Consider the following 22,035-nt stretch of genomic DNA (forward strand, 5'->3'; position numbering starts at 1 on the left):
ATTATTCGAAGGGCATTCCCCGGTTGCGCATCGCAGCCCCGCAATCGTCGCAATCGCCGGGATGATTGTCGGCGCGCGCGGTCGTTCCGCAGCGCAGGCATTCGTACTCGCTCTCGGCGTTCAAGTTGTAGTCGGGGTCGCGGAGGCTCATTCGGTAAATTTTGCTATGGACTACGCCACCTTCGGCTATGCAGTTGAATAGTGAACCATGTGATGCTGGGCCATGGTTAACTGTTCAACCGCTCTCGAACTCGCCCAGTTCTCGAACAGCGACGCGACCAGTTCTCACTCGACCCGACAGACGTTATCGGAGAACACGATACATCAGCGACCCACCACTGAAGCGGGCGGATTCGACGGTGGATTCCCGTTCGAACTCCAGGCGGGAGTGAGACGTCGGCGACGCGAAATCAGCGCAGCAGCCCCTGCTCTTTCAGGTCCGAAGGGGTGACGACGTCGACGTCCTTCTTCTTGACGTACTTGAGGATGGTCTCGAAGTCCTTCTCGGGGAGACCGTTCTTGCCGCCGATGCGGTGGAACAGCGGGACGGTCAGCTGCTTGTACTCCGCGGCGAAGTCGACCATCCGCTTGACCTTCCGCACGTCGTCGGCGTAGATGCGGGGGAGGATGGCGTCCTTCGTCGTCACCGGGAGCGCGCTCGGCCCTCCGCCGAAGGTGAAGGTGAGGTCGAAGTGCTTCTGCGCGAGCGCGAACGTGTCCTTGCCGACGGCGTTCTTCGGGACCGCCAGGTAGCTGTGACCGTCGAAGCCGTGGCGCTTGAGCCACTGCTTGGAGCTGGTCATCAGCGACTTCTGCTTCTTCCGGGACAGCTCCGGCATCGGCGTCGAACCGACGTTCGGGTGAGCCATCATCTCCCAGCCGTCGTTGGTCATCTCGCGCATCTGCCCGGTCGTGAGGAACCCGTCGTCGTAGACGGCCTCCGTGATTACCGCGTCGACGCCCGGGAAGCCGTACTGCTTCATCTTCTCGTACGCCTTCGTGTAGTGGGACGCTAGCCCGTCGTCGAACGTCAGCATCACCTTGCCCTTCTTCGGGGTCGGGACAGCCTGCAGGTCGTCGACGAGGAACTCGACCGGCTCGTTCGACGTGTGGTCGCGCGGCCGACCGACGATGCGGATCTGGTACACCTTCGAGAGGTCGACGCTCTTGGGGCGCATGACGTCGGTCGTGCCGAGGTTGATGCGCATCCAGGTGTCCTTCGGCCCGAGGACGGTGCGCTTCAGTTCGACGACGTGCCCGCTGTCGGGCGCGTGCAGTTCGACCGAAATCTTCGAGAAGTCGTGGGACGTACACTTGTAGGCGAACGAGAGGTTCTGCCCGCTCAGGTCGAGGCCGTCGCTCCCGAACTGGGCGCTGAATATCTTCCCCTCGTTGGTCGAACCGCCCTTGACGCGGGCCGCCTGCGAGCCCGTGTACGAGTCTTTGCTCGCGTTGAGCGACCCCATCCCTTCGACGGGGTGCCACTTCTGCAGCTTCTCGAAGTCCTCGAGCTGCCGGGCGCCGCCCTGGCCGGACGGCGTGGTTCCGTCGCCGTTCGAGGTGCCGTCGCCGGGACTGCCGGTGGTCGTCCCGTCGGTCGTGCTGGAGGGCGTCCCGCCGGAGTCGGTGATGCCGGCGCAGCCCGCGAGACCCGCCGCACCGACGGCAGCGAGGAACGTACGTCGTGTCTGTCTACTCATCGCTACCCTGTCCAAGCAGTCGCGGGTATTTTCTTATATTGCGCTTAAGCTAGTTGTAGACATCACAACATGACTGCCGCGTTACCGTCTCGGCACCGTTCAGAAAGTTTCCAACGGTGGGAGAGTCACGTGTGCAGAATCTAGGCGGCAGATAATTAATGTCCGTCCTTGCGACGACGGTGGTGATGCCCACAGACAGCAACGATCGGGCTGGAACGAGCCGCCGTTCGTACCTCAAACTCGCGACGGCGGTCGCCGCGTCCGCCGGGGTCGTCGGCACCGCCGCCGCCGGAAGCCTCGACGACGAGTACGGAACCGTCGTCGACGTGACGGAAGCGGGAGCCGACCCCGACGGCAACGAGTCGATCACGCCGATAATCGAGGAACTGGAGGGAGACGACACCCTGCTGAAGTTCCCGCCGGGACGCTACTACGTCGACCGGCGGATCCGCGTCACCGACCGCGACAACTTCGGCATGGTCGGCGACGACGCGACGCTCGTCCCGGCGACGTACGACGAGTACGACGACCTCGGGGACTGGAACTACAAGCTGTTCAGGCTCGGCGTCGACTACTCGCCGATGACGGACCTGCGCGTCGAGAACTTCACCGTCGACATGTCGGCGGCGAACACGGGGGTACGGGCCCTCGACGTGGTCGTCGACGACGGGCTGGTCGTCCGCGACGTCGACGTCGCCGGCCGGCACGACACCGGTGCGTGGGGGCCGGGGCGGTTCGTCGTCAACGACCCGGACGGCTCCGGGCTCGTCGAGCGGTTCACCGCGCCGGACGGCGCGGCACTGTCGGCGAACGCGCCGGGCGACCGGCTCAGGTGGGGCCCGTCGGGCATCATCTGCAACGACTACAACGAGGGGACGATCACGTTCCGGGACTGCGTGGTGAACGGGTTCCCCGACAACGGGCTCTACGCCGCCAACGGCTCCGGCTCCGTGCGGATCGAGGGCGGCCACTTCGAGAACAACCTGGGCGCGAACGTCCGTCTCGGCGGCCACGACAGCTACATCCGGGACGCCACGGTCGTCGTCGGCAGGGACACCGACGTGCGCGCCCAGCGGGGCGTCCGCCTGGAGAACGGTAACCTGCTCGTCGTCCGGAACGTCGACCTCCGGACGACCGTCGACGACAGTCCGGCCGTCCGCATCACCGACGACGCCGACTACAACTTCGTCGTCGACTCGTCCATCACGGCCAAGTCGGCGGGCTCGAACAACGCCATCTCGGTCCGGCCGAGCGGCAACCAGACGCGCATCAAGCGCACCACCATCGAGCACGACACCGGCGGGAGCGCCGCGGTGGTCATCGCGGACGGCGACTACCCCGTGTTCCTGCGCAACGTCACCGTCACCGGCAGCGCGCCGGCCGACGGGTACTACGGCGCCATCCACAACGGCCGCGACGACTGCGAGTTCCGCAAGGTCACCGTCGACCACGGCGGCGGCGCGAGTCGCCGCGCGCTGACCAACACCGGATCGAACTGCATAATCTACGAGGGCGAGTACGAGTCGGAGGCCAACGCCATCGTCGACGGCGGCGACAGCACCTGGATAGAGGGCATCACCGCCCGGTCGCGACGCGACGAACCCGGACTGCGACTGACCGACGAGGCCAGCGACATCTACGCCAAGAAGAGCCGCATCGTGAACGGCATCGAGGACTACAGCCAGGACGGCTACAGCGGCTGGGGCAACGACCTCTCCTGAGCCGCGCGGCCATTCCGCCCCTGTGACCCCGCCGACACCTTCGTCCCTGCCGACGGTCGCCCACGTCCCTGCCGACCTTGCGTCCCCGCTGGCAGTCCGCTGACGCCCACTGACGTCCCACTGACGGTTTTATCTCACACGCGCGACGCGCGGACGTGGTACGCGTCGGAGCGCTCGTTGAGGCGCTCGGTCGAGAACCCGTGGTCGCACAGGAACGCTTCTATCTCGGCGGTCGAGGTGTCGTAGTCGCTGCTCAGTTCGTGGTGGAGTTCGACGTAGACGACGCGGACGTCGTCGAGACGGTCGGCGAGCCCCCGGAGCACCCGGAGCTCCGCGCCCTCCACGTCCACCTTGAGCACGTCGGGTGCCGGATAGGTGCCCTCGTCGATCAGCGACTCGCCGCGGCGGACGTCGACGGGCAGGTCGCCGTCCGTGGCGAGGGCGTGGTTGCCCTCGCCGAAGTCGTCGCTCTCGACGGAGAGACGGCCCGTCCCGTCGTCGTCGTCGAGCGCGAGTTCGGCGACCCGCCAGCGGCCGGACGGGACGTTCGTCGAGAGGTTGTGACGCAGGCGGACCGCGTTCGTCGGCATCGGTTCGAACGCGACGACCTCGCCGTCGCGGAGTTGGCGGCCGACGAAGCAGGCGTGCGTGCCGATGTTCGCGCCCACGTCGTACACCACGTCGGACGGCCGCACGTCGGCGAGCAGCGACTCGACGACGGCGCGCTCGCCGACGAGCGACGTCGCGCGCTGGTACTCGGTCGGCGTGTCGGTGGCGAACGTGACCGTGTGGCCGCCGACGGTCACCGACGCGGACCAGCAGTTGGCGGCGAGCTTCGAGCGCCAGTAGAGCGAGGAGATGTGGGACGCGAGTCCGGCCCGCTTGCAGGCCTCCCACAGGCGGCTCTCCGAGGCCCGCTGCGCCAGGTCAGCCATGGGCGAACGTCGGCCATCGACGCATAAATATATGTCACGGGTAAACGACGCCCGACGGGCGTCTTTTCGCGGGTTAGCAGGCGCATAATAAAGGGCGCGAGATGGAAAGCGACGGACGACTGGTGGCCGCGTCCAGTGCGGCGGGCGGCCGACGGTACGGGTGCACCAGCACCCGCCGCGACGGACGCCGACCGGCGGACGACGACCACCGGGCGAGATACATGACGAGGGGACTTCTCGGACGGCTACGACGGCTGAAGCGCCGGCTGACCCCCGGCGGCGGCGTCTCCGAGCGGGCGGTCAAGAGCGGCATCTGGGCGACCGGCGCGAACGTCGTCGGACGGGGGCTCCAGCTCGTGAAGCTGGTCGTCCTCGGCAACCTCCTCGGGCCACAGCAGTTCGGCCTGGTCGCGTACGCCCTGCTGACGCTGGCGGCGATGCGTCGCTCGTCGAAGCTCGGTATCAAGGAGGCGCTCATCCAGAAGGAGGCGGACGACGTGACCGACTACCTCGACACCGCGTGGACCCTGGAGACGCTCCGCGGCGTGGCGCTCGCCGCGCTCGCCGTCGCCGCCGCGCCGTACGTCGCGGCCTTCTTCGGCGAACCGCGGGCCGAGCCCGTCGTGAAGGCCATGGCGGTCGTCCCGCTGGTGATGGGCGTCCAGAACCCCGGCATCGTCTACTTCCGAAAGGACCTGGCCTACGACCGCCAGTTCGTCTACCTCGTCGGCAAGTCGGTCGTCTCGGCCGGCGTCGCCATCGGCGTCGCGCTCGTCGACCCGACCGTGTGGGCGCTGGTGCTCGGCGACGTCGCGGGCGTCCTGACCGCGACGCTGCTGTCGTACGTCCTCCACGACCACCGGCCGCGGCCCGCGCTCGACCGCGCGAAGGTCGGCGAGATGATCGGGTACGGCAAGTGGATCACCGCCTCCGGCGTCGTGGTCTTCCTCATCACCGAGGGCGACGACGCGTTCGTCGGCTGGCTGCTGGGCAGCACCGCGCTCGGCCTCTACCAGTACGCCTACAAGCTGTCGAACGCGCCCGCGACGGAGGTGACGCAGGTCATCTCGACGGTCATCTTCCCCACGTACGCGAAGCTGCAGGACGACGCCGCCAACCTCCGGCGAGCCTACTTCAAGACGGTGCAGCTGACGACGTTCGTCTCGGTCCCGCTGGCGGTCGGCATCGTCGCCGTCACGCCGACGTTCGTCGAGGCGTTCCTGGCCCCCGAGTGGGAGGCCGCCGTCCGCGTCATGCAGGTGCTCGCGCTGTGGGGGCTGTTGCGCTCCATCGGCGCGACGACCGGCCCGCTGTTCCAGGCGGTCGGCAAACCGGACGTCGCGACGAAGATCCAGGTCGGCAAGCTCGCCATCCTCGCGGTCGCCATCTACCCCGCGACGGCGGCGTACGGCATCGAGGGCACGGCGGCGGTCGTCGTCGGGAACGCCCTCCTGTTCTCCGCGCCCGTCTCGACGTACCTCAGCGTCCGCGTCGTCGAGGGGAGCTACCGGCGTTTCTTCGCCATCCTGGCGTACCCGCTGGCCGCCAGCGGCGTGATGTACGCCGCCGTCTCGTTCGTCGGCACGACTTTGACGGTCGGACCGCTCCTGACGTTCGCTGGCATGGTCGCCACCGGCGTCGCCACCTACGGCGCGGCGATACTCGCGATGGAGACGTGGGGCAGCTACGGTCTCCGGGACGTCATCCAGACCGTGACGGGCGCGGTCACGGAGTGAAACGGTTTCGGGGTCGCTTAATCGAGCGACGTCCGGTGTTATCCGCTGTATAGTTAAACGCCCCACCGACGATACCGGAATCGAAGGCACCCGTGGAACGAGCGAACTACGCGACCGGCCGACGTCGGCGGACGAATCGCCCCCGCGGACGACCAGTCGACCGTCGAGGGCGGCGGGGCGGAGACTGGACGACCCGCGCCGACGGGGCCGCCGCAGTCGCTCCCGACCGCGGGACGGAGCAAGAACGATGAACAAGGAGATATTCGGTGTTTTCGGCGATCGCGAGGCGTTCACCAGGTTCCGGTCAGAGCGGGAGTTCGACGACGTGGTGGCGGGTGACGTCGCGACCGTCGGCATCCGGGACACCGGTCTCGGCATCCCGGGGCGGAGCGCCTCCTACTCCGGCGACGAGGGGACCTGCGTCATCTGGGGCGAGGCGTACCCGAACAAGCGCGGCTGGTCGGAGCCGGCGCGCTGGCTGCTCGACCGCTACGCCGAGATGGGCCTCGACGCCATCCGGGCGCTCAACGGGTCGTACCTCGCCTTCGTCGAACACGACGGGGAGGCGGTCGTCCTCACCGACCCCATCCGCTCGTGGGAGTGCTTCTACACCGACGACCCCGGCGTCCGCGTGTTCGGCTCCGACGCCGCCGCGGTGGCGCGCACCGTCGACGAGCCGTCGATGCGCCGGCGCTCGGTCGGCGAGTTCCTCCACATGGGCGTCGTCCTCGGGAACAAGACGCTGTTCCACGAACTGGAGCGCGCGCCGTTCGACGGCTACGTGACGCCCGACGCGACGGGGACGCTCGACCGGTTCGTCTACGACGAACGGGAGATGGCCTACGCGGACGAACTGGCCGAGCGGTTGCAGCGCGCCATCCAGCGGCGCTCCCGCCAGCCCGGCGACAAGGGACTGCTGCTGTCGGCGGGATACGACTCGCGGACGTTGCTGTCGCAGTTCCCCGACATCGACCACGCGTACACCGTCGGCACGCCGGACGCCCAGGAGGTACAGGTCGCCCAACAGCTCGCCGACCAGTACGACGTCAACCACACCACGCTCGTCACCAACGACCGCTACATCGTGCCCGGAGAGGAGAAGGTCCGGGACACCAACGGCATCAAGGAGTCCATCCACATCCACCACGCCGGCTACAACGCCGAGATCGGCGTGGACACGATGTACCACGGACTGCTCTTCGACACGCTGTTGCGCGGGTTCGGCCACAAGCGCTCGGAGATCAGCCTGTTCGGCAAGCAGGTGCCGCTGCGCCGGATGGAGTCCGACCCCGACCCCGTGGAGGCGTCGCTGGACAACTTCGGCTACCTGCCCGACCAGAGCCGGGAGGTCGCCGAGCGATACACGGACGACCCCGACTCCGGCGGGGAGTTCGTCCGCCAGGCCATCGCCGACGAGTTCGAGCGGTGCTGGGAGCGCACCGACTCCGCGCAGAACGCCCTCTCGCTGTTCAGCATCAGCAACCAGCCCACCATCCCCTTCCGCACCCACCTCGCCGACAACTACCTCGAGTCGTTCATCGCGGCCGACACGGAGCTGCTGGAGTGGCACCTCCAGACGCCGCCGCGGTTCCGGACCACGGAGACGTTCATCCGCGCCATCGAGCAACTCGACCCGGACATCTGCCGCCACCGGCCGCCCGACCGCCCGTACACCTCGCGGCTGCTCTCGGAGGCGGAGCGGTTCGCCCGCCGGAAGCTACCGTTCGTCCGCGAGTTCGAGCCGGCCTGGCCGGACCGCCAGCAGGTGTACGACCGGTACAACCTCGACCAGCGGCTGTTCCCCGAACACGAGACCGTCCACGAACTGCCGTCGCGCCACAAGCTGCGCATCAACGACATGGTCGGCTGGGTCGCCCAGTGCTCGGAGCGGTCCGTCAACCCGACCGACGTGCTCCACATGCCGACCGACGAGTACCCGACCGACGGCGTCGCATCGGAGCAGTGATGGCCGCAGCGCAGTGACGGCGGCAGAGCAGTGACGGCGGGCGAGAGCCGGCGGAATCGACGCTCGCTGGACGGCGTCCGACGCGGACCGCGTTAGGAGCCGTATAATAAAACCCGTTCCATCCCACCACTCGACAATGAGTACGAACAGCCGCTGGTGGTTCGCCGACCTGCTGGTGGTCCTCCTGCTGACCGCCGTCGGGGGATACGTGGCGTACGCGGACTTCGGCGGCCGCCTCCGCGTGGCTGTCGTCATGCCGCTCGCCGTCCTCCTCCCGGGGTATGCCCTCCTGTCGGCGCTGTATCCCTCGGCCGGAGCGGCGGGAACGTCGCGGACCTTCGGGACCGGCGAGGCGGACGCCGGGTACGCGCTCGGTGGCCCCGAACGGCTCGCGCTCTCCGTCGCGCTCTCCGTCGCCATCGTCCCGCTCGTCGCCGCGGCGACGAACTTCACGCCGTGGGGCATCCGGGAGCACCCCGTCATCATCGGCGTCGCCGGCGTCACCGCCGCACTCACGCTGCTGGCGTTCGTCCGGCAGTTGCGCGTCCCCCCACAGGACCGGTACCTCCCCGGCGTTCCCGAACTGCTGTTCACCCCGACCGGGCGGGGCGACGACGGAAGCCTGCAGATGCTGAACGTCGCGATACTGCTGAGCTTCCTCCTGGTCGTCTCCACGGCCGGGTACGCCGCGTTCAACCCGCCGCAGGGCGAGCAGTTCACCGAGTTCTCCGTCGACACCAAGGCGGTCGACAGCGACGTCGAGTCGATGTACCAGCGGTCGTTCCCCGCCGGCGAATCGAGCGAGCTGACCGTCGTCGTCGGCAACCGCGAGGAGGAGCGGACGGAGTACACCGTCGTCGCCATGCTCCAGCGCGTCGAGGACGGTACCGTCGTCGAACAGCAACGGCTGACCGAGCGGTCGGTCACCGTCGACGACGGGGAGACAATGCGGGTCCCGCTCACCGTCGAACCGTCGATGACCGGCGACGACCTGCGGATCAGACTGCTCCTCTACAGGGGAGCGCCGTCCGACGACCCGTACCGGACGGCCCGCCTCTGGGTGAGCGTCGGGTCGGATCCGCAGCGGAGCCGGCTCGCCGACGGCGATGGTGGCGGCAGCGACAACGGCGACGGCGGCGAGGACGCGTCGGCGACCACGACGCCCGAATCCACCACGGATTCGACGTCGGGGACGACGACCACGGCCGGCGGCACGACCTCGACGACCGACCCGACGTCGACGACTTCCACGACGAGCACGTCGACAACGACCCCCGGCACGACCTCGACGACGGCCGGTACCACCTCGACGGCGTCCGGCACCACCTCGACGACAACTGATACGTCGACGGCGACGACGACGCAGTCACCGGATACGACCCCGACGACCACCGACGATGGTGGCTTGTTCCCCCACTATTCGCCGGAGGGCCTCGACGGATAATGTGGCCGTGGGAGCACCTCGCCTTCGGCTACCTCTGCTACTCGCTGACCGTCCACCTCGTCCGGCGACGAGCGCCGAGCACCCGCGCGGTCGTCGTGCTCGCCGTCGCGAGCGTGCTCCCGGACCTGGTCGACAAGCCGCTGTCGTGGTCGTTCGGCGTCTTCCCGTCGGGCTACTCCGTCGCCCACTCGGTCTTCGTCGCGCCCGTCGGCGTCGCGCTCGTCGTCGCACTGGCGTGGCACCGGCGTCGCCTCCGCTACGGCGCGGCGTTCGCGGTCGGCTACGCCTCCCACCTCGTCGGCGACGTCGTCTACCCCGCCGTCCTCGGCGAGGGACTGAAACCGGAGGTGCTGCTGTGGCCCGCCGTCGAACTGCCGGCCTACGAGAACGACTACGGCCTCGTCGAGCGGTTCCTGCTGTACTTCTTCGAGTACCTGGAGATGCTCGTCGAACTGGAGTGGTCGCCGATGCTCGCGTTCGAGGCCGGACTGGCCCTCTCCGTGGTCGCCCTCTGGCTGTACGACGGGATGCCGGGCGTGCCGACTCCGTACTGGCTAGAGGGTGGGAAGGAGAGTGAGCGGTACTGACGGCGCTGACGGGAAACAGTGTTTTATGGGAGCGTAAGAGTCTCCACCGGTACCTGCGGTTTAGAAGAGATGTAACCCAGGATAAAGATGACCGATAAAGGTGTGAAAGAACAGAAGAGGGTGAGAATTAAATCGTGTGTTCTTCGTTGTTGACGACGGTTTCCGTCTTGCCGTCTTCACCCACGGCGGTCACAATCACTTGAACAGTTTGTTCTTTCGCCTGATTACCGATTTGAGCGTTGCCGCCATTATCCTCAGCGATAGTGACTGATTCACCAACGGAATCAAGTGTTTCACTAGCTTCGTCTCCGCTGCTATCCTTGGACTTAACGGTAACGTTGAGCTGCTTAGCGTTGCCCTCGTCGATCCACGTCACAGTAACGTTACCGTTGGTAGCGTTCGTGGTCTGAATCTCCGCTCCAGCGTTGACGTTGTTCTCGACGTTCTGTCCCATGCCCATGACGAACGCCCCGATGACGGCGGCGAGGATGACGGTGATGGCCACCATCAGGATCACGCCGATGACGGGACTGACGCCGCGGTCGGCATCGATGCGTTCGGTGATGTAGTCTTTCGGTGTCATTGGTGTTCTCCGCGGCCGTTCTCGAACGCGAGAAGATGCCAAACCTTTAACTTGTCTGCGAGCGGATACCCGCTCGTTGGCGCGGGGAGGATACGTGCCTGCCGTCCCACGCTAGCACCTTTTCGGTCCGATACTCGACCTATCATGGACGAATGTATGCCCCCTACTTGAAACTTTGTATGACGCCATTTTTGCATTAAAATAGGTAGCGGAGGAATCGGTAGAGAAAGCCGATTGCTGTCGTTCTCCGCCACTATCCGACGATTCGTGACACTGCACCGGAATATACTTGTGCGACGTCTATAGCATCGCATCGTCTATCGACCCCAAATAGCAGATTGTCTATATTTTCCGGGGCGTCTCCGCGACTCGCTCGGCTCTCGCTACCTCGCGCGCTCGCTGTTACGGAAGTGCGAGGAGAAGTCTCCGCCCTTCAGGGCGGGGAGGATGTCAACTCCGCGCTACTTGTACTGCGCGCAGACGCGGCGGACGCCCTCCTCGAAGTCGATGGTGGGCTCCCAGCCGGTCGCCTCCCGGAACTTCGTCACGTCGGCCATCGTGTCGTGGACGTACACGTCGTCGGGGATTGGGTTCTCGACGTACGTCGGTTCGACGTCGGTGCCGAGTTCGCGGTTGATGAACTCGACGACGGTGTCGAAGTCGTAGCTGTCGCCCGTGCCGAGGTTGTAGACGCCGGTGAGTTCGTGCTCGGCCGCGAGTTCGAGCCCGCGGACGATGTCGTCGACGTGGGTGAAGTCGCGGGTCTGGCTGCCGTCGCCGTAGATCTCCGGTGAGCGACCGTGGGCGACGTCGTCGGCGAACTGCGCGATGATGTTGGCGTACTCGCCCTTGTGTTCCTCGGCACCGCCGTAGCCCTGGTAGACGGAGAAAAAGCGCATGCCGGCCACGTTCATGTCGTAGTGGTGGGCGAAGTACTCGCCGTAGCGTTCGCGGGCGAGCTTCGACGCCTCGTAGCCAGTGCGAGCTTCGACGTCCATCGACTCCGGCGACGGTTCGGTTCGGCTGCCGTAGATGGAGGAGGTGGAGGCGTAGACGACGGTGTCGCAGCCGTCCTCGCGGGCCTGGTCGACGGTGTTGACGAACCCCTCGACGTTCACCCGCGCGCCGGTAGCGGGGTCGTCCTCGTGCATCGGGTAGGAGGAGAGCGCCGCGAGGTGGAAGACCACGTCGACGTCGGTCGGCAGGTCGTCCTCGACGACGCTGCGCTCGTGAAACTCGACGGCGTCGTCGAGGTTCTCGGGTGTTCCGAGGTAGCCGTCGTCGAGCGCGAGGACCTCGTTGTCCTCGGCGAGGTGGTTCGCGAGGTTCGATCCGATGAAACCGGCGCCGCCCGTGACGAGCACGCGCTTTCCGTTCATACTCGGACCTGTACGCCGACGGAGAAAAAGGGGTTCGCTTCTGTGCCAACGAGCGGGCACCGCGTCGAGGGCGGACGCATTGACACCGGCCGCGCCGACACCGGACGCGCCACCGCCAGACACGTCGCCGTTCGCCTGCCCCCTACATCGTCGGGGTGGAACACATGACGACCTGGCCGTTCGAGTAGAGCACGCTCTGGTCCGGCCGACAGACCCGCTCGCGGTCGACGGTGCGGCGTGCCGGCACGCTCGCGCCGTTGCTCTCGTTGACGAGCAGGAACTTCGGCGCGCCGGTGGACTGGTAGGTCCGGTAGACGGTGACGGGATGGTCGACCGGCCCGCCGTCGACCGAGAGGTTGACCGCGTCCGCCGGATACGCCCCCGTCCGCTTGAACACGGTCTGGTAGGGGTGGTCGGTGTGGGCCACCTGGCGGGGGAGGACGTTCGAGGAGTCGGGCGACCCGGTCATGGCCGCGATGGAGTCGACGGCCGCCATCTCGGGTTCGGTGTAGGTCAACCGCTCCTGCTCGCTCGCGAAGACGGGGCTGTCGAGCGCGCCGTGGCCGGACATCACCATCATCGGCGGGTAGACCAGCGCGACGAGGACGAGCGCCGCGACGGCGACGCGACGGTCGAGGTTGTGGACGAGGTAGCCGACGCCGAGCGCCGACAGGATGGCCATCGTCGCGTAGAGGAACGCGAACCAGCGCTGCGGGATGAAGTTGCGGATGCCCATCAGCGGCAGGCCGAGCGTGAACACGGTCATCACGACGGTGGCGACCAGTAGAGTGAACACGGAGTGGCTGACCCGCCGACGCCGGAGCACGTAGAGACAGCCGACGACGGTGAGACCGAAGAGCACGAGGAAGCCGAGCGTGTCGACGTACTCCACCACCCGCGCGGTGAGCGTCGGCGGCGGCAGGTCGATGCCCTCCGCGCTCGGGTCGACGGTGTTGAACAGGCCGGCGCTCGACCGGAGCGTCTCTGCGAGATAGAGGAGGACGGTCTCGAGGAACGAGTCCCCGTTGTACGGCGTGAACGACCACATGAAGGTGATGAGTCCCACGTCGAACGCCAGCAGACCGGCGAGGTTCACCGGCTCCAGGGTCCGGTAGACGCCCGGCCTGCTCGCGGTGGTCTTGAACAGGTCGAACCGGAGCGCGAACTGGGCGACCAGTCCGGAGCCGAGGACGACGAGCATGATGAACGTCGACACCTGGTGGGTGAGGATGATGGCGATCGAGAGGAAGACGAGCAGGCCGAAGTCGCGCGCGCCGTACTCCAGTTCCATGATGCGCAGGAGGGCGTAGACGATGGCGAGGAAGAACAGCAGCCCGTGGCTCGTGGGGATGAGGTGGATGCCCCACTCGATGAAGTAGTCGCTGACGGAGTAGAGCATGGCCGCGAACACCGCCCAGCGCGCTGGGACGAGCAGTCGCGTCGCGGCGTAGACGAACAGGATGGAGGCCGGGACGGCGACGCCGACGGAGAGGTAGAGGGCGTTCCGCAGCGACACGTCGTACAGCATCGAGGCCGATGCGACTAAGACGTGGAACAGCGGGGCGGCGATGTGCTTGTTCCCGTCCATCGCCGCCAGCGAGTGCTGTTCGAGGACGCCACCTGCAAGGTGGGTCAGGTGCGTCCAGATGTCGATGCCGATGTACGACGGCGTGGTGTACACCGCCACGAACCGGACGACCACCGCCAGCGTCAGCACCTCGACGAGCAGCAGCGCCGGGAGGAACTGGTCGTCGTCGGTGAACAGGATCTGGAGGACGATGAGCGTCCCCGCGAGCCCCGAGACGACGTGGAAGAGCACCGTCCGCTCGCCGGCGTGGAAGCCGAGGGCGACGAGTGCCGCGGAGAGGACAAACACGAGGCTCGGCAGCAGTTGTGCCACCGGCCGCGAGACGGTCGGGAAGGGGACGGTCGTCTCGTCCTCGTTGCGCGCCGCCAGCAGGTACAGCGCCGCGCCCAGGCCGAGCACGATGGGGATGGTCTTGACGTAGATCTGGTCGAGTATCAGCCGCAGCGGGAGCATCGCCAGCGCGAGCACGAGCGCGACGATGGCGGCGTCGACGTCGAAGCGACGCTGGCGTAACCAGCGGGAGAAACTGCTGGCCACGCTCATCGCCTCCCGTCGGCGAGATGCCGGTCCGCGTTCGTGTGTCGTACCGCGTTCATGGGTCGTGGGTCGTTCGTGGGTCGCGAGGTGACGGTCGTACGGTCCAGTTCGTCAGTGTCGATTCGCCCTTCGTTCGCAACGTGGTTCGCACGGTCGCGGTCACGCGTCGGGCCCAGGTCGCGCCGCCGCGGGCGACGACTCGCGCTCGCCGTGCGGACGCCCCTCGACGGCGCGCACGACCACGTCGGTCGTGTCGCACTTGTCTTCGAGCAGCGCCGCGCGGCGGTCGGCCCAGTCGACGTCGCCTTCCAGCAGTTCGACCGACGTCGAGAGCGCCCGCGCGTGGCGGCCCTCCCCCTGAAAGTTGTAGAGCAGGCCGTACCGCTCGTCGAGTTCGTCGGTGTAGCCCATCGACAGCGAGTTGACGTAGACGGCGGGCGTCCCGAGGACGGCGCTCTCGGCGGCCATCGTCGCCCCTTCGCCGACGAACAGGTCGGCGTAGTACAGGAGGTCGTGCATGCGATGAGGAGCGACGGTGGTGCGGTACGGTTCGAGTCCGGGCGGCAACGACCCCTCGGCGGTGACGAGCACCTCGGCCCCGGCGTCCTCGAGGCGGGCGACGGCGTCGGCGGCGTCGTCGAACCCGGCGTGGCCGACGTCGTGGGACGCGCCCCAGTCGACGAGACGGAGGACGACGAACCGGTCGTCCGGGTCGAGACCGAGCTCGCTCGGGACGGCGGGGTCCGGCTCGAACCGGTCGGGGTGGAGGTAGGCGAGTTCGTGGTAGCCGGGGTACTGGACCTGGTTGCGGCCGGCGGCGCGCCGGTAGCAGTCGGGGGTGTAGACTGCGTCGGCGAACGGGAAGGCGAGGTTCTGGATGAGGTCGGCGTGCTCGGTGTCGTAGAAGACGACGCTGCGGGCGCGGACGAGCGTCGCGACGTGCGCGGCCGCGACGCCGCCGATGGCGGTGACGACGTCCGGTCGCAGCTCGAGCGCGCGACGGAGGAGGCGCGCCTCGTAGGTCGCCTGTACCCGCGCCAGTTCCGTCAGGCCCGACGCCGACCCCGCGAGCACCTCGTGGTCGACGTCGAACCGCTCCAGCAGTTCGACCGCCATCTCCTTCTCGCGGGCGAACACGTGGACGTCGTGACCGGCGCGCTCCAGTTCGTCGATTGCGTGCCGGAAGAAGTGGACGTGCGCCGGATGCTGGACGGTGACGAACACCCTCACGGCTGGTTCCTCCGGTCGAGGACGACGCCGGCGACCAGACCGACGACCGTCGCGACCAGCGACAGCGGGAACCGGCGGCCGGAACTGTCGTCGGCGTCGCTCGTTTCCTCGGACGAATCGCTCCCCGCGAGCGCCAACGCGACGGCGACGACGGCGCGGAGGAGGACCGCGACCGCGCCGAGGAGGGCGAGGGCGTAGGCCAGCCCCGCCGGGTGCGACCGGTAACGGGTGCGCAGTCGCCAGACGAAGTTCCGGAGCAGCATCAGCGACACCTTCGGGACGTAGCCGCCGTAGTCGATGCTGCTCTGTTCGTCGCCGTAGCTGGCGGGCATCGGTACGTCGACGACGGACATCCCGGCGACGTTCAGCTTCACGAGCAGGTCGTTGCAGTAGCCGTAGTACTCGTACAGCTCCTCGACGTCGACCGCCTCCAGCGCGTCCAGGGAGATGGCGGTGTAGCCGTTCTGCGGGTCGGTGACGTCCCAGTAGCCGCTGGCGATCCAGGTGAGCCCGGTCAACAGCCAGTTGCCGGCCAGCCGGAACCGGGGCATCCCCTCCCGGAACTCGGGGGTGGCGAGGCGGTCGCCCTTCGCGTAGTCGGCGTCGCCGGCCACGACGGGGTCGAGGAACTGCGTCATCATCGCTGGGTCCATCTGGCCGTCGGCGTCGATGGTGACGGTCACGTCGACCCCGTCGTCGCGGGCGGCGAGGTAGCCAGTCTTGATCGCGCCGCCGGCACCGCGGTTGCGCTCGTGGCGGATGGCGACGACCGTCCCGCCGTCGCCGTCGGCCCGGAGGGGCGTCTCGTCGGCTTCTCCGGTCGCGGCGTCCGTCCGCGGCGCACGCTCGACGGTGGCGTGGTCGCGAATCTCGTCCCACGTGGCGTCGGTCGAGGCGTCGTCGACTGCGTACACCCGGTCGACGAAGTCGGGGAGCGAGTCGAGCACGTCGCCGACGAACCTCTCCTCGTTGTAGGCGGGGACGACGACCCCGACCGTCTTCCCCCCGTACATCAGACCCTCCGGTAGGTGAAGCCGGCGTCCTCGACGGCGTCGGGGTCGAGCGCGCCGACGACGTCGACGAGCGCGGGGTCGTCGGCCATCGCGTCGGCCGCCGCGTCGAGGTCGACGTCGTAGAACTCGCTATGGGGCGTGGCGAGGACGACGCCGTCGAAGTCGGTGAAGGAGACGTCCGCCTGGACGTCGATGCCGAACGTCGACCGCATCGCGTCGTCGTCGCCGTGCGGGTCGTGGCCGACGACCTCGACGTCGAACTCGCGGAGCCCCTCGACGATGCCGTCGACCTTCGACGTCCGGATGTCGGCGACGTCGGGCTTGTAGGTCAGGCCGAGCAGGAGGACGCGGCTGTCGCGCAGCGGCTTGCCAGCCTGGTTCAGCGCCTTGATGGTCATGTCCGCGACGTGCTCGGGCATCTCCTCGTTCACCTCGCGGGCCTGCTCGACGAGCTGCGGGACGAAGCCGTCCTGCTTCGAGCGGTGGACGAGGAAGTACGGGTCGACGGGGATGCAGTGGCCGCCGACGAGGCCGGGGCGGTAGTAGTGGAAGTTCCACTTCGTCGCGGACGCCTCCAGCACCGCGCGGGTGTCGAGGTCCAGATCCATGCTGTGGAACGCCATCGCCAGTTCGTTCACGAGGGCGATGTTCAGGTCGCGCTGGACGTTCTCGACGACCTTGCACGCCTCCGCCACCTCCATCGACTCGGCGCGGTGGACGCCGGCGTCGATGACGGACTCGTAGAGGTCGGCGACGTCGTCGCGCACCTCGTCGTCCTGGCCGCCGACGACCTTCACGACGTCGCGCAGTCCGTGCTCGGGGTCGCCGGGCGTGGCGCGCTCGGGCGAGTAGCCGACGAAGAAGTCCTCGCCGCACGTCAGGCCGGACGTCGCCTCCATCGCCGGGACGAGCACCTCGCGGGTCGCGCCCGGGAACACGGTCGATTCGAGGACGACGGTGGTGTCCGAGGACAGGTGCTCGCCGACGGTCCGACCGGCGGCGTCGACGAACTCGAGGTTCGGTTGCTGGTGGTCGTCGACGGGCGTCGGGACGGCGATCATCACGTAGTCCGCACGCGCTATCTCGCCCGGGTCGGTGGTGTACGTGATCTCGCTCTCGGCGATGGCGTCGTCGCCGAGGTCGCCCGTCGTGTCGGTGCCGTCTCGAAGCGTTTCGACCTTCCCGTCGTCGACGTCGAAGCCGACGACGCTGTAGCCCTCCTGGTCGAAACCGACCGCCAGCGGAAGGCCGACGTAGCCCAGGCCGACGACGCAGATGGTCGCGTCGCGTGCGTCGTCTACGTCGCTCTCGTCGCTGCCGGCGTACTCAGGGTGGTTGTCTATGTCGCCTATCGTCGAGTTCATGGGTGTGATCTCCGTCGTAGTGCGCTCTTCGACTCCGACCGTCGACGGCCGAGACGGCGGGAACCTCCTACGTCGGCCGTTCGGTCGGACGCGAGCCTCGATTCGTCCATGCCACCAGGGTGGCTTTATTATACAGTAGCTAAGCAGCTCAGAAGCCGAAATCCCGTTCAGTGGTGCGGTTTCTACGGTAACACCTGCCACGCAGCCGGGCTGTGCACCCGTGAGCTGTACGGTCCGCGGCGACCGCCCCGCTCGACCCGACGACGCCGCGGCCCGGCGGCGGAACCGCCGGGAGAGGAGAGAAGAAGAAAGGGGAGAAGAGCGGAGAGGAACGGAGAGGAGAAGATCAGAGAGGAGAAGAGCGGAGAGGAGCGGAGAGACACGCCGGAGGGATGCAACACCGGGAAGCATGCAGTCGGGAAGCGTACGACGCCAGGGACATGCGACGTGTCGAGACGTGGCGGCGGACGGAGCGGACGTTCCACGGGCGACCGCGTGGGGCCGGGGGTCCACGGAACGCCCGAATCAGTCCATTCGAGGACGGTTCGGCGAGCGCGAAAACTCGCTAGAACGGTTCGAACGCGAGCCAACTGCCGGGAGGGGAACCCCCCTTTTTCGTCGACTCTGGCGACCGAAAGCGTATGGCTCCGACAGTTGAACAGGGGACCGTCGACGGCGCAGTCGAACCGGACGGCGAGTCGACCGAACTGACCGACGACCGGGCGTACCACCTCCTGCAGAACGAGCGACGGCGGAACGTCCTGCGGTACCTCGAAGACACGGACGGCCCCGTCGAGATGCGCGACGTCGCGGAGCAGGTCGCGGCCTGGGAACACGACACGACCGTCGCGGCGCTCGCGTCCGACGAGCGCCAGCGCGTCTACATCCCGCTGTACCAGTGTCACCTGCCGAAGCTCGACGAGGAGGACGTCATCGAGTACGACCGTCAGCGTGGGATCGTCGAGCGCGGCGACCTGGCCGACGAGCTGGACGAGTACCTCGCACCGCCGGTCGAGACGGACGGCCGCGGTGCCAGCGCGCGTGGACGGTACTTCCTGGGGGCGTCGGGCGTCGGCGCGACGCTGCTGGTCGGCACCGCGGCGGGCGTCGCGCCGTTCGCGGCGCTCTCGACGACGGCGGCGAGCTTCGCCGTCGTCGCCATCTCCTGGACGCTGTCGCTCGGGACCCGGTTCGGGCTCTGGTAGCGACGGACCGGGCGCGACGGCGGTCCCCCGCTCGCAGACCGACCGCGAGTCGTCCGTCTTCGCAGGGGATGGGCGTAGAACCGACGACGGGCCGGAGACGGACCCGCGGCGGACCGACGACGGACGCTAGCGGGTCGACGAATCCGGTGTGACGGCACGCTGAAATCCACCTGTCGGGACGCGCGACGGTCTCCGCGCTCGACGAGCGAGGGGTCGAGCGGCGACAGTCGGCCAGTCGTCGTGTCTTCTTCGTCGGCCGGGTTGAAACAAACTGCAACGGTGTTCCTTGATACGACGGGAGTTTACAGCGAAGCTAATCCCCCACTTAATCGGTCTATAGTAATGGGGGTCCCGTGAAATGTCGGGGACAAGGGCCTGTGCCGACTCCACGAGGAGACGGCGCGGCAGGAGGAACACACCCATGAAGCACCCAGACATCACGGACGGACGTGTAGCTGCTCGGTTCGGGACGGGTCCCGCAGGGAGCCACCTCGGCGCACGACGCGGGCGGCCCGTAGCGCACCAGGAGGCGGCGTAGGATGTGCGGAATCATCGCCCGCGTCGGCGACGGTGACGCCATCAGGAAGCTCGTCTCCGGGCTCGAGAACCTCGAATACCGTGGGTACGACTCGGCCGGCGTCGCGGTCCAGAACGGGTCCGGCATCTCGGTGTACAAGCGCTCCGGCCAGGTGTCGGAGCTGAAGGACGCGCTCGTCGGCAGCGTGCCGAATGGGAAGGTCGGCATCGGCCACACCCGCTGGAGCACGCACGGGCCGCCGACGGACGAGAACGCCCATCCCCACACGAGCCAGACCGACGAGGTCGCCGTGGTCCACAACGGCATCATCGAGAACTACGCTGAGCTGAAGGCGACGCTCTCCGATGCGGGCCACGAGTTCACCAGCGACACCGACACGGAGGTCATCCCGCACCTGTTCGAGTACTACCTCGAGGACGCCGACGACATCGCCGAGGCGTTCCGGAAGACGGTCCGTGACCTGGAAGGGAGCTACGCGGTCGCCGCGCTCGTCGACGACGTCCACGCCATCTACGCGGCCCGCCAGGGGTCCCCGCTCATCCTCGGTCTCGACGACGACGAGTACTACCTCGCCAGCGACGTCCCGGCCTTCCTCGACCACACGGACGACGTCGTCTACCTCGAAGACGGCGACGTCGTCGTCGTGGAGCCGAACGGCGTGACGCTGACCGACCTCGCGGGCGCCCGCATCGACCGCGACGTCGAGCGCGTCGACTGGGACCCCGAGGAGGCCGGCAAGGGCGAGTACGACCACTACATGCTCAAGGAGATACACACCCAGCCCAACGCGCTGTCGAACACCATCGAGGGGCGCATCCAGGGCGACGAGGTCCACCTCGAATCGTTCCCCGAGGGCACGTTCGACGACGTCGAGGACGTCCACCTCGTCGCGTGCGGCACCAGCTACCACGCGGCCATGTACTGCCAGCAGCAACTGGCCGACGCCGGCATCCGCGCACAGGCGTACCGCGCGAGCGAGTACGTCGACGCCAACCCGGGCCCGGTATCGGGGGAGACGCTGGTCGTCGCCGTCACGCAGAGCGGCGAGACGGCCGACACGCTGGGCGCGCTTCGGCAGGCGAAGGAAGCGGGCGCGCAGGTCGTCACCGTCACGAACGTCGTCGGGTCGACTGCGGCACGCACCGCCGACGAGGCGCTGTTCATCCGCGCCGGCCCCGAGATCGGCGTCGCGGCGACGAAGACGTTCTCCTCGCAGGCCGTGACGCTGTCCCTGCTGGCGATCCGCCTCGCGGAGGACGTCCCCGGGGCGTCGCCGCCCGACGACGTGGCGACGCTGCTCGACGACGTCTACGACCTCCCGGAACACGTCGACAACGTGCTGAAGACGAGCGACGCCCGGGCCATCGCGGAGTCGTACATCGACAGCCAGTCGTACTTCTTCATCGGGCGCGGGCTGAACAACGCGGTCGCGAAGGAGGGCGCGCTGAAGTTCAAGGAGATCACGTACGAGCACGCCGAGGGGTTCGCCTCGGGCGAGCTGAAGCACGGCCCGCTCGCGCTCGTGACGCCGGACACGCCCGTGTTCACGCTGTTCGACGGTGCCGGCGACGGGAAGACGCTGAAGAACGCCGAGGAGGCGCAGGCGCGCGGTGCCCCCATCGTCGCGGTCGCGAGCGAGGACCACTCGGGCGTCGACGTCGCCGACGACCACCTCGCGATTCCGGACACGCACCCGGTGTGGGCGGGGCTGCTCGCCAACGTCCAGCTCCAGCTCGTCTCCTACCACGCGGCGCAACTGCTCGGCCGCCCCATCGACAAGCCGCGGAACCTCGCCAAGAGCGTCACGGTCGAGTAGCGGGCGACGTCTGGGTTCCTCCTTCGACGCGACCCGCCCTGTCGACGTCCCCGTCTCGGTATCCCTTCCAGTCGTTCAGAGCATCTCCGTCCGGACGCGACGAGCGTGCAGCAGCGCCAGGACGGCGAACGCTGCGGCGGTGGCGAGCGCGACGTGGGCGACCAGTCCCCGGTCGACCGTCCAGACGACCGCAGTGGCGGCGATGCTGATGGTCGCGAGCCCGAGGTACCGACCGCTCCAGTCGAACGCTTTGCTCATCGACTTCCAATCGGTCCAGCGGGCGTTTTATTATCTGGTGGCTAATCACCGCGAAACCGTCCGGAGCTGTCCCGGGGGAGACCGTTCTTCGACCACAAGTTATTTCATCAGTGAGCAAGTTAGAATAAAGCCCGTCGGCAGCGTATCGCCGCCGGGCAACTGTCATCCCAATCCGTGTCGCACGCCGTCCGAATCGGAGAAAACATCGTGGTGCACTGCGGGGCCGTCGTGCCCCGCCTCCGAACATCCCTGCTCTCCGTCACGGAGAGCCGTCACGGTCTCGACCAGCGGACTAGCGACCAGAGCCGTTCTCGACCAGCGGACTAGCGACCGGCGCAGTATCGACCCGACGACCGCCGGAAGTTCCGCATCGGCGTCGCGTACCGTCGCTCCGCCAGCAGCGCCGAGGCCGTCGGCGCGAACCGCCGGTGAGAG

General features: G+C 67.7%; 17 protein-coding genes. 7 read left to right on the top strand and 10 right to left on the bottom strand.

Annotation, left to right across the window (positions count from 1 at the left end; genetic code table 11):
• Window position 1: 1 nt before the first annotated feature.
• Together NKT36_RS19080 and NKT36_RS19085 are read right to left on the bottom strand one after the other, a co-directional pair.
• Window positions 2-151, bottom strand: a complete 150-nt coding sequence (locus NKT36_RS19080) for a rubrerythrin-like domain-containing protein (RefSeq protein WP_327054153.1) — start codon at window positions 149-151, stop codon at window positions 2-4.
• A 259-nt stretch (window positions 152-410) separates the two neighbouring features.
• On the bottom strand, window positions 411-1,700 hold the full coding sequence (locus NKT36_RS19085) for a polysaccharide deacetylase family protein (RefSeq protein ID WP_327054154.1): 1,290 nt from the start codon (window positions 1,698-1,700) through the stop codon (window positions 411-413).
• Window positions 1,701-1,885: 185 nt separating this feature from the next.
• Here NKT36_RS19085 and NKT36_RS19090 point away from each other — a divergent pair, with 185 nt between their 5' ends.
• Entirely contained in the window at window positions 1,886-3,421 is a 1,536-nt protein-coding gene (locus NKT36_RS19090) for a hypothetical protein (RefSeq protein WP_327054155.1), read from the top strand.
• Window positions 3,422-3,555: 134 nt separating this feature from the next.
• Here the strand turns inward: NKT36_RS19090 and NKT36_RS19095 are convergent, their stop codons facing one another.
• Window positions 3,556-4,356, bottom strand: a complete 801-nt coding sequence (locus NKT36_RS19095; RefSeq protein WP_327054156.1) for an FkbM family methyltransferase — start codon at window positions 4,354-4,356, stop codon at window positions 3,556-3,558.
• Window positions 4,357-4,577: 221 nt separating this feature from the next.
• Between NKT36_RS19095 and NKT36_RS19100 the strand changes: the two genes are divergently transcribed.
• From NKT36_RS19100 to NKT36_RS19115, 4 genes are all read left to right on the top strand, one after another.
• Window positions 4,578-6,092, top strand: a complete 1,515-nt coding sequence (locus tag NKT36_RS19100; protein ID WP_327054157.1) for a lipopolysaccharide biosynthesis protein — start codon at window positions 4,578-4,580, stop codon at window positions 6,090-6,092.
• Window positions 6,093-6,339: 247 nt separating this feature from the next.
• Window positions 6,340-8,058, top strand: coding sequence for an asparagine synthase-related protein (locus tag NKT36_RS19105; protein WP_327054158.1), 1,719 nt, complete (start codon window positions 6,340-6,342; stop codon window positions 8,056-8,058).
• 136 nt (window positions 8,059-8,194) lie between these two features.
• Window positions 8,195-9,502: a DUF1616 domain-containing protein gene (locus tag NKT36_RS19110; protein WP_327054159.1), complete on the top strand. Its 1,308-nt coding sequence runs from the start codon at window positions 8,195-8,197 to the stop codon at window positions 9,500-9,502.
• Entirely contained in the window at window positions 9,502-10,089 is a 588-nt protein-coding gene (locus NKT36_RS19115; protein ID WP_327054160.1) for a metal-dependent hydrolase, read from the top strand. Before NKT36_RS19110 ends, NKT36_RS19115 begins: the two co-directional genes overlap by 1 nt.
• 127 nt (window positions 10,090-10,216) lie before the next feature.
• Here NKT36_RS19115 and NKT36_RS19120 read toward each other — a convergent pair whose 3' ends face one another.
• From NKT36_RS19120 to NKT36_RS19145, 6 genes are all read right to left on the bottom strand, one after another.
• Window positions 10,217-10,672, bottom strand: coding sequence for a type IV pilin N-terminal domain-containing protein (locus tag NKT36_RS19120; protein ID WP_327054161.1), 456 nt, complete (start codon window positions 10,670-10,672; stop codon window positions 10,217-10,219).
• 461 nt (window positions 10,673-11,133) lie between these two features.
• Window positions 11,134-12,051: an NAD-dependent epimerase/dehydratase family protein gene (locus NKT36_RS19125; protein ID WP_327054162.1), complete on the bottom strand. Its 918-nt coding sequence runs from the start codon at window positions 12,049-12,051 to the stop codon at window positions 11,134-11,136.
• Window positions 12,052-12,193: 142 nt separating this feature from the next.
• Window positions 12,194-14,182: a hypothetical protein gene (locus NKT36_RS19130; protein ID WP_327054163.1), complete on the bottom strand. Its 1,989-nt coding sequence runs from the start codon at window positions 14,180-14,182 to the stop codon at window positions 12,194-12,196.
• Window positions 14,183-14,335: 153 nt separating this feature from the next.
• Window positions 14,336-15,406, bottom strand: coding sequence for a DUF354 domain-containing protein (locus NKT36_RS19135; RefSeq protein WP_327054164.1), 1,071 nt, complete (start codon window positions 15,404-15,406; stop codon window positions 14,336-14,338).
• Entirely contained in the window at window positions 15,403-16,419 is a 1,017-nt protein-coding gene (locus NKT36_RS19140) for a glycosyltransferase family 2 protein (RefSeq protein WP_327054165.1), read from the bottom strand. The genes NKT36_RS19135 and NKT36_RS19140 overlap by 4 nt, the downstream gene beginning before the upstream one ends.
• A complete protein-coding gene (locus tag NKT36_RS19145) occupies window positions 16,419-17,783 on the bottom strand; it encodes a nucleotide sugar dehydrogenase (protein ID WP_327054166.1) in 1,365 nt (454 codons plus the stop codon). The genes NKT36_RS19140 and NKT36_RS19145 overlap by 1 nt, the downstream gene beginning before the upstream one ends.
• Before the next feature lie 641 nt (window positions 17,784-18,424).
• On the opposite strand from NKT36_RS19145, the gene NKT36_RS19150 reads away from it, so the two are divergent.
• Both NKT36_RS19150 and glmS read left to right on the top strand, forming a co-directional pair.
• On the top strand, window positions 18,425-18,988 hold the full coding sequence (locus NKT36_RS19150; protein WP_327054167.1) for a DUF7344 domain-containing protein: 564 nt from the start codon (window positions 18,425-18,427) through the stop codon (window positions 18,986-18,988).
• A 539-nt stretch (window positions 18,989-19,527) separates the two neighbouring features.
• Entirely contained in the window at window positions 19,528-21,342 is a 1,815-nt protein-coding gene (gene glmS, locus NKT36_RS19155) for a glutamine--fructose-6-phosphate transaminase (isomerizing) (RefSeq protein ID WP_327054168.1), read from the top strand.
• Between the two features lie 75 nt (window positions 21,343-21,417).
• Here glmS and NKT36_RS19160 read toward each other — a convergent pair whose 3' ends face one another.
• The gene (locus NKT36_RS19160) at window positions 21,418-21,600 is read right to left on the bottom strand and encodes a hypothetical protein (RefSeq protein WP_327054169.1); all 183 of its coding nucleotides are present in this window, start codon (window positions 21,598-21,600) and stop codon (window positions 21,418-21,420) included.
• Window positions 21,601-22,035 lie beyond the last annotated feature (435 nt).

Origin of the sequence: Halomicrococcus gelatinilyticus (assembly GCA_024227995.1) — an archaeon.
GTDB lineage: Archaea > Halobacteriota > Halobacteria > Halobacteriales > Haladaptataceae > Halomicrococcus > Halomicrococcus gelatinilyticus.

Bases quoted from the DNA above. Each gene is read 5' to 3' on its own strand.
- NKT36_RS19140 (WP_327054165.1), bottom strand. From the start codon at position 16,419: ATGTACGGGGGGAAGACGGTCGGGGTCGTCGTCCCCGCCTACAACGAG.
- NKT36_RS19100 (WP_327054157.1), top strand. From the start codon at position 4,578: ATGACGAGGGGACTTCTCGGACGGCTACGACGGCTGAAGCGCCGGCTG.
- NKT36_RS19110 (WP_327054159.1), top strand. From the start codon at position 8,195: ATGAGTACGAACAGCCGCTGGTGGTTCGCCGACCTGCTGGTGGTCCTC.
- NKT36_RS19120 (WP_327054161.1), bottom strand. From the start codon at position 10,672: ATGACACCGAAAGACTACATCACCGAACGCATCGATGCCGACCGCGGC.
- NKT36_RS19125 (WP_327054162.1), bottom strand. From the start codon at position 12,051: ATGAACGGAAAGCGCGTGCTCGTCACGGGCGGCGCCGGTTTCATCGGA.
- NKT36_RS19145 (WP_327054166.1), bottom strand. From the start codon at position 17,783: ATGAACTCGACGATAGGCGACATAGACAACCACCCTGAGTACGCCGGC.
- NKT36_RS19090 (WP_327054155.1), top strand. From the start codon at position 1,886: ATGCCCACAGACAGCAACGATCGGGCTGGAACGAGCCGCCGTTCGTAC.
- NKT36_RS19150 (WP_327054167.1), top strand. From the start codon at position 18,425: ATGGCTCCGACAGTTGAACAGGGGACCGTCGACGGCGCAGTCGAACCG.
- NKT36_RS19115 (WP_327054160.1), top strand. From the start codon at position 9,502: ATGTGGCCGTGGGAGCACCTCGCCTTCGGCTACCTCTGCTACTCGCTG.
- NKT36_RS19105 (WP_327054158.1), top strand. From the start codon at position 6,340: ATGAACAAGGAGATATTCGGTGTTTTCGGCGATCGCGAGGCGTTCACC.
- NKT36_RS19130 (WP_327054163.1), bottom strand. From the start codon at position 14,182: ATGAGCGTGGCCAGCAGTTTCTCCCGCTGGTTACGCCAGCGTCGCTTC.
- NKT36_RS19085 (WP_327054154.1), bottom strand. From the start codon at position 1,700: ATGAGTAGACAGACACGACGTACGTTCCTCGCTGCCGTCGGTGCGGCG.
- glmS (WP_327054168.1), top strand. From the start codon at position 19,528: ATGTGCGGAATCATCGCCCGCGTCGGCGACGGTGACGCCATCAGGAAG.
- NKT36_RS19080 (WP_327054153.1), bottom strand. From the start codon at position 151: ATGAGCCTCCGCGACCCCGACTACAACTTGAACGCCGAGAGCGAGTAC.
- NKT36_RS19160 (WP_327054169.1), bottom strand. From the start codon at position 21,600: ATGAGCAAAGCGTTCGACTGGAGCGGTCGGTACCTCGGGCTCGCGACC.
- NKT36_RS19095 (WP_327054156.1), bottom strand. From the start codon at position 4,356: ATGGCTGACCTGGCGCAGCGGGCCTCGGAGAGCCGCCTGTGGGAGGCC.